This window comes from Mycobacterium sp. SM1, from assembly GCF_018361265.1.
Taxonomy (GTDB): domain Bacteria; phylum Actinomycetota; class Actinomycetes; order Mycobacteriales; family Mycobacteriaceae; genus Mycobacterium.
The window spans coordinates 1,486,756-1,498,737 of record NZ_JAFLNH010000001.1 but is presented as its reverse complement, the minus strand read 5'-3'; the positions used below and the strand labels follow the sequence as shown (position 1 = coordinate 1,498,737).

Sequence of the window (11,982 nt, the reverse complement as noted above, 5' to 3'; positions counted from 1 at the left end):
TAATCACGTGTGGATGCGGCCCCCGGATGCAAGTCCGATAGCAAAAGCCGAAAGCAGGGGGTGGGTGCCGAAAACACCTGAGCTGACCGCTGACGTGTTGACGGTACCCTTGTCCAGTGGTGATCTTCGGCCGAAAGACGGCGCGCGGGCGCCTGCGCAAGGCTGCCCGGGAATCGTTGCGGACTCCGGCGTTCAGCTCCTCCGTTGACTGCACCCCCTGGGTGATCGGGGGACTCTGGCCCACCGAGCTGTCACTGGTCACCGCGGAAACAGCCCCGCTCGCAGCCTATCTCAAAGCTGACCTGCAGCGGATCGTGAATTCGGCGAATCGGGAGCTCCACGCCCTCAGGCTGGCGGGGATGGCCGATTCGGCCAGGCAGGCAGCGGAGGCTCACGTGATCCGGGTTGCGCGTGACTATGCGGCTCGGCGAGTCGAGTCAACGGTTCGTCACCTTCGCATAGCGGCGCGAGAAGAACCTGGTGGGCATCCGGCCCTCGTCGACGATCTCACCACGAGAGATGTTGGCGCATCACAAACAACAGATGTTGACACCTCACGGCTGCCCGCCGCGATTGCCATGCCGCCAAGCAACCATGAGACGTCGAGCGCCTCCCCACAGCCGCGGCAGGATGGCGGCGGCGAGTTTCGGGATGCGCCAGCGCGGGTCGGCCGGGACGACAAAGCGGACACGCCGATCGAGCCGGTGGCCGAAACCCCGCCCCGAGACCCGGATTTAATCGAGACAACCGGGACGGCGACGGCCGCCCCGGCGGCCATGGCGGGGGCCGGGCGACCCGAGGCGGTGTCGCTCGGGCGGCCCGGGGAGGCTCCGGACGCCGGCGCGGTGACCGGCGAAAAACCCCTGACCGGCCGACATCGCGGGCCTGCCGGCGATCGAGCGGCAGCGACGCGGCATGATCCGGCGCCGGCCGAGGCGGAATCCAACCGCCAGAGGCTACGGCGGCTCCTCGAATTTGTTGCGCGCCAGGAGCCGGGTCTGCGCTGGGCGGTCGGGGAACGCCAAGACGGCACCACGGTGCTGCTGACCGACGTTGCCCACGGGTGGGTGCCCCCGGGCATCGCGCTGCCCACCGGGGTGCAGTTGCTGGAACCGGGGTGGCGCAGCGGCAACGTGACCGCGTTGCTCGGACCGACCACGCTGTCCGCGACCTACACCCCGGGCGATTCGTTAGGCTGGGCGGCCGAGTCCGACCACACCGAATCCTCGCTGCAACCCCTGGAACTCCCGCCCGTCGACGATCTGGGCTGGCTGCTCAGTGACGCCACGCGGTGGCGTGACGGCCTGCCGCGGATAGCCCACACCCTGGCTCGGGCGGGTGCCGCCGGAACGGGCGTGGCCGATGTCGAAGTCCAGGTGTTGCGGGTGCACCTAGAGATCGCACGATACAACCTGGTGGCCCAGTATCCTGATGTCGATGCTGCGCAGCTACTGAGCTGCCTGCTCCTGGCCGCCACCGAAGGGATCGCGACCGGCGATCGGGTGTCGGCGAACTACCACTTCGCCTGGTTCCAGGTGCTGAGCACTCCCCCGGTCAGTCACTGGAGCGCCCGGCGCGACCGTGGCCGCGCTGATGGCGCCGCCGGCAACCCGGTCCTACGTGGTATCGGTGTGCCGGAGTGCGACCCGGGCATGAATTGACGCTGGTCGCAGGGGTCGACATACTGTGACCGTGCCGGGGCCGGGCAGCCGCGCGGGGTTAAGTGACAAGGATCTCGTCGAGTCGGTACTGCGTGACCTGAGCGAGGCCGCCGATAAGTGGGAAGCTGTTGTCTCCCAAGCCGAGAGCATCACCTACAGCGTGGACCTGGGGGACATCCACGCGGTCGCGAACTCCGATGGCCGGCTAGTCGAGTTGACGTTGCACCCGAACGTCATGACCGGCTACACCCACCGCGAGCTGGCGGAACGATTGAACCAGGCGCTCACCGCGCTGCGTGAAGAGGCGCACGCCGACAACCTGGCACGCTACGGGGAAGAACTGCGGTGATGACCGATCCCCTGCGTCACGCTCTGCAGTTGCTGGCGCGCGGGCACAACCTCTACGGCGGCCATCTCGGCGTGGGCTTGGCTGATGACCCACAGGTGCGCCGCCACGTCGAGCGGCTTGTTCGCGCCCTCACTCGCGGGGGGATCGGGGCCGCGGCGCCGGCGATTTTGCGTGGAGCGGCCGAGCTGGGAGAAACCGCCGGCACCGACACCCAATTGGCCGTGGTGTGGGCGGACGCCCGCGCAGATCATACGCTCGGACGCGACGCCACGAGAGCGGTTCTCGACGACGCTCACGCTGACTCCATGCCCGCGATAGACACCCCGCTGGGCTGGCGTGAAGCAGCGCGACGCATGGCCGCTCGCCTACGGGCGCAGCGCCGGCGCATTGCGCAATCGCAGCGACGTTCCCGGCTGCTAGCCCGGCGGTTACGGCGGCTTGCCTACCGGCACCGCTGGATCGCGCGGGCACCGCATCCGTCGGCCGCCCGGGCCATCCCGCTGGATGCCGTGCGATACGAGAAGGCCTCTGCGCCTGGCCATGTCGGGCAGCACATCGCCGTGGCCCTCGATCGCCTGGGAATCACGGAGCCGGGGGCACGGCGCAACTGGTTGCGGGGATACGAGACACTGATCACCCGGGAATCGGGCAACCGGGCGTTCGCCATCGCGTCCGAGCCGGCCACCGCACCCGGGCCACTCCAGCGCGACGGGCGTGGTCTTGGCTTCGCGCGGGGCCTGACGCAGACCATTCCGGCCACCTTCGCGCATTACCACCACCCGGGCACCTCGACCAATATCTACGACCCGGTCGCCAATATCTGCGCATCGATGAACTATGTGATGCATCGCTACGGCGTCAGCCGCGATGGCGAGAACCTTGCCGCGCTGGTGCAGCAGGCGGATGCGCGTCGACCGCCGAGAGGATACTGACCGTGCCACTCAATCTTTCCAACAGAGACCAGAATTCGGGACACCTGTTCTACAATCGCCGCCTGCGAGCCGCAATCACGCGCTTTTCGGTGCGGATGAAACACGATGACCGCAAACAACAAGCCGCGGTGGCGCTGTCGGTGGTGTTTGTGCTTATCGGCGTTGGTTGGATGGCACTGCTGCACATCTGGAAGCCTGCCGGTTTGGTGGGCCAGTCGGCGATCATCGGGAACCGGGACACCGGCGCGGTTTATGCCAAGATCAACGGGCGGCTCTACCCCGCGCTGAACTTGACCTCCGCGCGGTTGGCGGTGGGCAGCGCCGCCGCCCCTACCTGGGTCAAGCCTAGCGAGATCGCCAAATATCCGACCGGGCCGATGATCGGCATTCCCGGTGTGCCGGATAGCCTCACCGTCACTCCGAGCGCGGTGTCGGCGTGGTCGGTGTGCGACACCGCGGCCGGCAGGAGCAGACCGGCGGCGCCGGTGGTGACGTCCATTGCCGGCGCGCTGTCGCCGGCCGGGCGCGCGGCTCCGCTGGGGCCGCGACAGGCGATCCTTGCGACTCATCAAGGTGCGACGTATGTGATCTGGGGCGGGCAGCGATCCCGCATCGACCCCACCGACCGATCGATCACCTTCAATCTTGGGCTCGACCCCGGCGTCACCTACCCGATCGAAATTTCCAATGCTCTCTACGACGCCATGCCGTCAACCGAACCTCTTGTGGTTCCTGCGATTCCGGACGCGGGGACACCGTCGCAGTGGCTGCCGGGCGCCACCGTGGGCAGCGTGCTGGAAACCCGCGACGCCACCGGTGCCGTCACCGGCTTTTATGCGCTATTGCCCGGCGGGGTACAGAAGATCAGCAGCTTTGTCGCAGACTTGCTGCGCACCGCGAACTCACAGGGCTCCGTCACGCCCATCCTGGTGACACCGGACAAACTGGTTCATATCCCGGTGGTCGACGTGCTAAACGTCGACTACTACCCGTCGGGAAAGTTCGATTTCGTTGACACATCGGCTAACCCGGTGACATGCGTGGCCTGGCAGAAACAGTCCAGCGATCCCCAGGCCACGCTCACCATCTTCAGCGGCCGGGGCCTGCCGGTTCCGATCGGCATGGATTCCCACCTGGTACATCTAGTTCGCGACGACCGCGATCCGAATTCGGTTGAGGCTGACCAGACATTGCTGCTTCCGGGTGCGGCGAACTTGGTCGCGACGACAAGCGGGGTTGTGACGTCCGATAGCCGCGAAAGCCTGTATTGGCTTTCACCGCAGGGGGTTCGCTACGGGATTCAAGCGGACTCACGGACTTTGCAGGCGCTCGGCCTGGATTCACGCACAGCCGTGCAGGCACCGTGGCCGATCGTGCGGACGTTCGCCCCCGGCCCGGCGATCAGCCGCGACAGTGCCCTGTTGGCCCGCGACACCATCGCCGGGAGCGGCGCGGTGGCGCCCATCCCCGAAGCTAGTCAGCAAGCAGGAGGTTAGGCATGTCCAAACGCGGCTTCGTCCGAGGGGCCCGTAAACCACCGCCGGCGGTTCCGCCGGTGCGAGTGGCGGTCGCTCCCCCGCTGGCGCTGCCGGAACGCGAGCCCCGCAACATCCTGATGATGATCGCGGTCCCCGCCCTGCTGGTTGGGATTATCGGCACCCTGGTGGTGATGTACACCTCCGGGGTCAGATCCCTGCAATCGGGGTTTTTCCCGATGATGGGCTTGTTCGGCTTCGGCGCGCTGATGTTCAGTGGACGCTTCGGGCGCGGGCGCCGAATCAGTTGGGGTGAGCAAGAAAGGCAGCGGCGGGCCTATCTGCGCAAACTCGATGAGGACCGTGACGAGGTGCAGCGCGCCGCCCAGGAGCAGCGGCGCAGCCAGCTGTTCGTGCACGCCGACCCGCAGCGGCTGGATACGGTGATCGGCGGGCCGCGGATGTGGGAGCGCCGCCCCGGTGACCCCGATTTTTTAGATGCTCGCCTCGGAATCGGCATCCAGGAAACCAGCGATACCGCGATTTCACTGCAGTGGCCGGAGGTTCCGATCGGAGAAGAGCTGGAGCCGGTCACCGGCGGCGCGCTCAGGGATTTCATCCTCGAGCAAAGCAAAATCCGCGGAATAGGCAAGATCTTGAGCCTGCGGTCCAAACCCGGATTCAGTCTCATCGGTGAGGACACCCACGAGCTGCGCAGCCTCGCACGGGCGATCCTGTGCTCGCTTGCCGTTTATCACAGTCCCAATGACCTCAAGCTCATGGTGGTGACTCGCCACCCCGAGCAATGGGCCTGGCTGGTGTGGCTGCCGCACAACCAGCACGACGAGATGTTCGACGCCTGCGGACTGCGCCGGCTGGTATTCGCTTCCCCGGCCGAGCTGGAGGAAGCCCTTGACCCCGAGTTGCACCGCAAGGGCCGCGGTCCATGGACACCACCGGTCGGCGCCAGCCCGACATCGATGCCGTCGGCGATGGAGTCGCCGGGTTTGTCGCTGGGCCCGCACTGGGTGGTCGTCGACGACAACGTCGGAACTCCCGAGCAGTGGGAAGGTGTCACCGGCCAAAAAGGGATGGCGGGAATCACGGTGCTGCGACTGGCAACACGGCCCGGTGTCGGCGTCGGGTTCACCGACGAGGACGAACGATTCCAGCTCCGTGAAGGCCGGCTCTATCACCGTGGCGCGTTTTACGCGGTAGCCGATATGCTTGCCGAAAGCACCGCGAACCGGTATGCGCGGGCGCTGGCGCGGTGGCATCCGGTGAGCGCCGGCGAGCTTTCCGAGACCGACAGCCAGGCCGGTGAATTGCTACGGGCGCTGGGCATCATCGACCCGCGCCATCTGGATGTCGACCGGCTGTGGGCCGAAAGTCGCGGGCGCGGGGATCCGAGATGGGCGATGGTCCCGGTCGGAGTGAAGCCGAGCGGGGAACTGCAGTACATCATCTTCCGGGCAAAAGACTTCGGTGGCTACGGTTTCCACTCGGTGGTGATTGGCACCTCGGGCTCCGGGAAATCGGAGTTCTTCTTGTCGATGTGTAACGGGATCGCGCTGACGCACTCACCGGAAACGTTCATCGTCATCTTCGTCGACATGAAGTTCGAATCCGCCGCCCAGGACCTTGAAGGCTTGCCTCACGTCGCGGGCTCGCTGTCCAATCTGGGCAAGGACGATCGGCACCTAGCCGACCGGATGCGCAAAGCGATTAATGGCGAAATTGCTAGGCGTTACCGACTTTTCAAGGAGGCCGGTGCGCGTGATGCCAATGAGTACGAAGAGATGCGCCTGGCTGGCCGGGATCTGGAACCCGTTCCCATCCTGCTGGTCATCATCGACGAGTACCTGGAGCTGTTCCATCATCACCCCGAGTGGGTTCAGCTGGTCATCCACATCGGTCAGGAAGGCCGCGGCTGCAATGTGTTCTTCACGCTTGGCGGTCAGCGCCTCGATCTGTCGTCGCTGAGCAAGGTCAAGAGCAACATCGCGTTCCGGGTCGCGCTGCGCGCGGAGACGGCCGAGGATTCCCGCGACGTGATTGGTAGCGACGCTGCGCTGCACCTGCCGTCGAAGGAGAACGGGTATGCGCTGCTGAAGGTCGGCCCGCGCGACCTCGAGCCGTTCCGCTGCTTTTATCTCTCGGCACCGTTCGTGTTGCCGAAGAAGAGCGCGAACATCGACACGACGGTCGATGTGAGCTTCTCGCAACCACGGCCGCTCACCTGGGAGTACCAGCCGCTCAGCCCCGAGGACACCGCGGCTTTAGCAGTCGCCGATGAACCCGAGGAACCCGACGAATTCCTGTTTCACCCCGACGGCTTCAAAAAGAAGAAGATCCTGGATGTCATCCGCGAGTCGCTCGTGGCGAATCCGGCTCGATTGCCGCATCAAATCTGGCTGCCCCCACTGGAAGTCAGCGAGCCAGTTGACGCGCTGGTGGCGTACTGGAGGGGCAAGCCCTGGCATGTCGACTACGGACAGAACCCGGGCCTGATTCTCCCGGTCGGGATTGTCGACATTCCCGAAGAGCATGCGCAGCGGGTGCACGTCATCGATGCCGAAATGGACAACATCATGGTGGTTGCCACCGCGCAGCGCGGCAAGTCCACCACCCTGATGACGTTGATGACCTCTGCCGCACTAATGTATCGTCCCGAGCGGGTGACGTTCTTTTGCATCGGGGCGTCGCTGTATCCGATTGAAGATCTTCCCCATGTCGCCGGTGTGGTCAGCCTGAACGACGGCGAAGGCGTGTCGCGGACGATCGCGACGATCGAGGGGCTGATCCGCGCCCGGGAGGCGTCGTTTAAGCACTATCAGCTCGATATCACCGAGTTCCGGGAACGACGCTTCGGGGCGGCGGGGGGAGGCGGAACCGATCCCGACGACAAGTTCGGCGATGTTTTCCTGGTGATCGACAATTATGGGGATCTTTACGAGAAAGACCCCGGCATGGGTGACCGGGCGATCGCCATCGCCCGTCAGGGACTGTCCTACGGGGTGCATGTCATGACCAGTGCCAACGCCTGGTTCACCGGGCAGAAGCAGGGCATGGTCACCGTGTCCAACGCGCGGATCCAGCTGCGACTGAGCAATCCTGACGAGTCGCAGATGGGCACCTCGCCGGAGTTGCGCAAAGCCGCACGCAACACGCTGGACCGTCCCGGCTTCGGGCTGACCCGGGACGGATACGAGCTGCTGGTGGGTGTGCCCGAAATCACCGGCGCCGCGGGCGAGCGAATCGGAACCCGCCGTGCCGGCACCCTCATCTCCGAGGTGACCGGCACCGGCAAGGTGGAACGCCTGTCCCGGCTGCCCGAGCGGGTGGCGCTGGGCCAGATCACCGAGGCTTTCGACGGCACCGCCGAGGCAGCGGATCCGTTGAACATCCCGTTCGCCATCGGTGAAAGCGCGTTGCAGCCGGTGGCGCTGTCGATCCGAAGAACACCAAACCTGCTGGTGATGGGCCGCCAGCTGTGCGGGAAGACGACGACCTTGGCGGCCTTCGGCCAGGCGATCACCGACCGATTCAGTCCCGAGCAGGCGCAGATCACCATCATCGACCCGAAGACCACGCTCATCGGCAAGGTCCGGGGCCCGCACGTGCGGGCTTACGCGTACACCGCCGATGACATCGACACGGTGATCGGTGAGTTGGCGGCCTTGTTGCAGGAGCGCCTCCCGCCGTCGGGTCTGAGCCAAGAGGAGCTGCTGAACCGGAAGCCCTGGGAAGGCCCCCGCCACTTTGTCCTGATCGATGACGAGCATGAGTTGCGCCCCCACAACCAGGTCATAAAGCCCGCAGCAACCGCCCCCCTGTGGCTATTCATCGAGCGCAGCCGTGAAGTCGGCCTGCACGTCATCGCCTCGCGGCTGCCCGGCAACTGGGCGTCGCAGGTGGTGATGAACCCCTTCATACAGAAGCTGACCGGGTCGCGCTCACCCATGTTGTTCATGGACAACGACCCGGCGACCGTCAAGGTCTACGGCAGAGTCAGCGCCCAGCAGCTGCCGCCGGGGCGTGGATTGCTGGTGACCACTGACGGGGACGTCGAAGGGGTGCTCGTGGGCACGCCCGACAAGTACGAGTAGCCGAATTGCGCGGTCGCCCCGGTTGCCGCAGAATTCGTGTCATCCGCTGGCGCGGGCGCGTCGTAGGCTCGGGTGAGCCCGCAGCGGTGGTCGGCGGCGCAAGATTCAGCCGCGCAAGACAGCCGCACAAGATAGGGGAGTTGAAGTGACAGGTTTCCTCAGCGTGGTTCCGGAGGCTGTCAACTTGTCGTCGGTCACGGAGATGGTGATCAGCGGCGGCATGGCGGCCAACAACGCGGCCGGAGCCGCCGCTCTCACGGGCACCGTGCCCATGGTGCCCACCTCTGATGACGTGGCCTTCTCGTCCGCCCTGAACGGGGCGGGCACCGCCTACCTCGGCGCGGTTGCCGAGCATGTCGCGCAGCGGAGCGCCTACGCCGGCGCGCAAGGCCTCTCCTCGATCAGCTACCTGGTGAACGAGCTGCTCGGCGCCGTCAACCTGTCGTCGATCGTGTAGCGAGGCGATATGCCCGACCCGCTGTGGTTCGGTCCACCCGAAAGCGTTGCCGCGCTCCTCGAGGCCAGTGACCCCTCCACCGTGATCGCCAATGTCGCGGCCTGGCTCAGCGAGGCGGTCAGCCACGAATTGTCGATGGGGATGTCGATGGCCAATATCGCGGCGACCATGTCGCAGTGGGTCGGCCTCGGCGGTGTCGCCTCCGCGTTGAAGGGAAGTGAACTCAACTTCGCCGGCCTGGCGCCGATGGTGGCGCACTGCTTGAAACACGTCACCATCGGGCAGGCCGCGGTGGAAGCGAACACCATCGCCAGATCGTCGGTTATCCCCGCGGCCGTCTGTCAGGCCAACCGCGACGAGACCGCTGCGTTGCACGCCACGAACTTCTGCGGTTGCAATACCCCGGCGATCATCGCAAATGACACGCAATATTTTGGGAGCTTCTGGCCTCAGAACATGAGCGCCGGGTTGATGTACGCCGGCACGCTGAACACGTTGATGGGCGCGATCACCAGCACACCGCCCCCGATCACCCCGCTGGGGGCGTCGCCGGCCGCGGCAGCTGCCCCGGCCGAGTCTGTCGCCGAGTCGGCGGCGAGCAACGCGGGTGGGTTGCCGGCGTTGCCGACCGAGGCGGCACAGACCGCCGGCTCGACAGCGTCGCCGATGGACGCGATGGGCCAGTTCCTGCAGCCGTTGCAGCAAGCGGTCTCCAGCGTGCCCGAGCTGGCGAACTCTGTCGGCCAGGGCCCCACGCAATTGCTCCAGGGCGCGTCGCAGAGTCTGTCCAGCCCGATGCAAAGCCTGATGGGCATGTTCCCGGGATTGATGTCGCAGCCGGGGACTGCTGCGGCCGTTGAGCCGGTGGCCGCGGCGGCCGAGCCGATCGCGGCCGGTGGCGGAGGTGCGGTCGGCCTGGGTTCGGGCGCGGCCGGCGCTGCCGGCGGTGTTGGCTACCCCGGCGCGGGTTTGACCAGCTTCACCCGCCCCGCCAGCACGTTCGAGCCCGAGGGCGGGCGGCCCAGCGGGCTGCGGCCGGGCGGCTTGCTGAGCGCGGCCGACGTGCGGGGCCCGACCGCCACGGCCCCGGTGGGCGGCGGGGCGGCGATGCCGGTTTCACCTGCAGCCGCCGGGATGCTGGGCCGGGAAAACGCCGATGCGGACAAGGGCAAGGTGACCCACGCCCGCATCGTCGTCGATCGCAGCCGTAAGGATTCCCCGTAATGAGCAGGGTTCCAACGATTCCGCGTGGCGGGCCGGGGTTTTACCGTCCGTCGAGTTCACGGGTCAGGTGGTGATGCCCAAGCCGGTTAAGCAACTGAAGTGACAGCCAGCCCGAAGGCAATACACTTCTGGGCAATGCCCCAAAAGCCCGGGCGCCGCCAGCAACGACTAACAACGAGAGGAAAACACAAATGCCACAAAATATGCAGGTCGGAATCGAAGCGGTGGAGGCGATGATCCAGAAGGCCGACACGCTTCTGGCAGAAGCACAAGCGCTTGGCGGGCAGTATCTAGCCCATTCCGAAAACATCATCAACGCCGGCTGGTCCGGGCAAGCTTGTGTCACGTCGCACGCGACAGCCATCCAGGTGAAACACGATCTTGATCAGGCCCTTGCGGCCAATCTGGAACTGCATGAGCAACTGAACCACGCCAAGGCGCAATATCTGGCTCAGCAAGTCGACTCGAGCCATGACCTTGCTGCCGTTCACCCCGGCGGTAGCCCGGTGTCGTCGATGTAGTGCGCCTCCTTCACGTGATGTAAACCCCAGAGACCTACCCGGATCAGGAGAACAGATGGAAATCTCATACAACTACGCGGCCGGAGCGGACTTATCTCAGGCCATGGCCTCGCAGGCCGCGATGCTTACTCAGCACGCCCACGACCTCATGCAAGCCGGCACCGCGTTGGTGTCCGAAAATCTTGTCGGTCAAGGTGGGGACGCCTACCTGGATAGCCTCAGGCGACTCACCAGCGCGGTGTCCGACATCGGCGACACCATTATGCGGCACAGCAGCGCCGTAAACGCGTCATTCGGCAGCGCCCACGACGTCGACGCCGCGGCTGCGCAAAGTCTGAGCATTTAGGTCTCCTAGGGAGCCGGGGCGCGGGGCGCACGTGTGGACGTGCACCCCGCGTCCTGGCTTGGAGGACAAGCGTGTTGACCACTACCGTTGATGGGCTGTGGGTGCTGCAGGTCCTCACCGGAATTGAGGTGCTGGCCCCGGAGCTGGCGCTGCGTCCCATTTTGCCGAGCGTTGAGACGCCGCAACTGGCACTGGCACATCCGATCGCCGCCGAGCTGCGAGCCGTGGGCGCGATCGACGAGTCGGGACGCGTCGACAGCACCGTTGTGGAGTGGCTGACGGTGCTCGCGCGCCGCGATGTCGCGCTGCTGATCTATGTTCAGAGGCTCGACGAGGGGCAGCACCCGGCCAGAGCACTGCTCGCGCGGTTCGCCCAGTGGTGGGTCGTTATGGAGCGATCGGAAAATCTGGTCCGCATCAGCGGGGCCGGCACGTCGAACACAGAATCCGCCGCGAACGATGTCGTCATCCGGCAGATCGAGCGGCTGTGCGGAACCCTCGAGCCGGCGCCGCTACAGCCGGTGACCGTGGATGTCGACCAGGTGATGGCGGGCGTAGACAACCGGGAAACGCTGCGGCAGCAGTTGCTGCGCCAGCGGCTGGACGGTGATCAGCTGCAGATCCTCATGATGGCCGCCGACATGCGCCGCACAGCGCGTGCCTTCATCGTCGCGATCCAATCCGGGGTCGACACCGGACGGCCTATCCGCACGCACGTCGAGCACAGTGTGGTGGCCATCGCCGACACCCCGGAGGGGCGGCTGGTCGGCGAGCACTTCTCCTCAGCCGGCAAGAGATGGATGGTCATCTCGCCCGGTACAACCAGCAGCATTGCCGAAGCGGTCAACCGGCTGATGCGGCGGCTGCCCGCGAGTCAAGAATGGTATTCCTACCGAAAGGTTGTGTAA

Annotated in this window: 10 protein-coding genes; all 10 read left to right on the top strand. The window is 65.8% G+C overall.

What is annotated here, in order from left to right:
- The first annotated feature begins 116 nt into the window (after window positions 1-116).
- The 10 genes from MSM1_RS06860 to MSM1_RS06815 all read left to right on the top strand — a co-directional run bounded on the left by MSM1_RS06860 (window position 117) and on the right by MSM1_RS06815 (window position 11,982).
- Entirely contained in the window at window positions 117-1,661 is a 1,545-nt protein-coding gene (locus MSM1_RS06860) for a DUF5631 domain-containing protein (protein WP_213440780.1), read from the top strand.
- Window positions 1,662-1,692: 31 nt separating this feature from the next.
- Entirely contained in the window at window positions 1,693-2,010 is a 318-nt protein-coding gene (locus tag MSM1_RS06855; protein WP_213440779.1) for a DUF2710 family protein, read from the top strand.
- Window positions 2,010-2,942 (top strand): transglycosylase, encoded by a 933-nt coding sequence (locus MSM1_RS06850; protein WP_213440778.1) that lies wholly within the window; start codon window positions 2,010-2,012, stop codon window positions 2,940-2,942. The genes MSM1_RS06855 and MSM1_RS06850 overlap by 1 nt, the downstream gene beginning before the upstream one ends.
- A 2-nt stretch (window positions 2,943-2,944) precedes the next feature.
- Entirely contained in the window at window positions 2,945-4,438 is a 1,494-nt protein-coding gene (gene eccB, locus MSM1_RS06845) for a type VII secretion protein EccB (protein WP_213440777.1), read from the top strand.
- A gap of 2 nt (window positions 4,439-4,440) precedes the next feature.
- Window positions 4,441-8,526: a type VII secretion protein EccCa gene (gene eccCa / locus MSM1_RS06840; protein WP_213440776.1), complete on the top strand. Its 4,086-nt coding sequence runs from the start codon at window positions 4,441-4,443 to the stop codon at window positions 8,524-8,526.
- 145 nt (window positions 8,527-8,671) lie between these two features.
- Window positions 8,672-8,983, top strand: coding sequence for a PE family protein (locus MSM1_RS06835; RefSeq protein ID WP_213440775.1), 312 nt, complete (start codon window positions 8,672-8,674; stop codon window positions 8,981-8,983).
- 9 nt (window positions 8,984-8,992) lie between these two features.
- Complete coding sequence (locus tag MSM1_RS06830) at window positions 8,993-10,207, top strand: PPE domain-containing protein (protein WP_213440774.1); 1,215 nt, start codon at window positions 8,993-8,995, stop codon at window positions 10,205-10,207.
- A gap of 191 nt (window positions 10,208-10,398) precedes the next feature.
- Window positions 10,399-10,728 carry a hypothetical protein gene (locus MSM1_RS06825; protein ID WP_213440773.1) on the top strand — a complete coding sequence of 110 codons (330 nt, stop codon included), beginning with the start codon at window positions 10,399-10,401 and terminating at the stop codon, window positions 10,726-10,728.
- A gap of 55 nt (window positions 10,729-10,783) precedes the next feature.
- A complete protein-coding gene (locus MSM1_RS06820; protein ID WP_213440772.1) occupies window positions 10,784-11,074 on the top strand; it encodes a hypothetical protein in 291 nt (96 codons plus the stop codon).
- Window positions 11,075-11,145: 71 nt separating this feature from the next.
- Complete coding sequence (locus tag MSM1_RS06815) at window positions 11,146-11,982, top strand: ESX secretion-associated protein EspG (protein WP_213440771.1); 837 nt, start codon at window positions 11,146-11,148, stop codon at window positions 11,980-11,982.

What these genes read in the sequence shown, in the direction of transcription:
- MSM1_RS06850 (WP_213440778.1), top strand. Translation starts at nt 2,010, where the DNA reads ATGACCGATCCCCTGCGTCACGCTCTGCAGTTGCTGGCGCGCGGGCAC.
- eccCa (WP_213440776.1), top strand. Translation starts at nt 4,441, where the DNA reads ATGTCCAAACGCGGCTTCGTCCGAGGGGCCCGTAAACCACCGCCGGCG.
- MSM1_RS06830 (WP_213440774.1), top strand. Translation starts at nt 8,993, where the DNA reads ATGCCCGACCCGCTGTGGTTCGGTCCACCCGAAAGCGTTGCCGCGCTC.
- MSM1_RS06825 (WP_213440773.1), top strand. Translation starts at nt 10,399, where the DNA reads ATGCCACAAAATATGCAGGTCGGAATCGAAGCGGTGGAGGCGATGATC.
- MSM1_RS06820 (WP_213440772.1), top strand. Translation starts at nt 10,784, where the DNA reads ATGGAAATCTCATACAACTACGCGGCCGGAGCGGACTTATCTCAGGCC.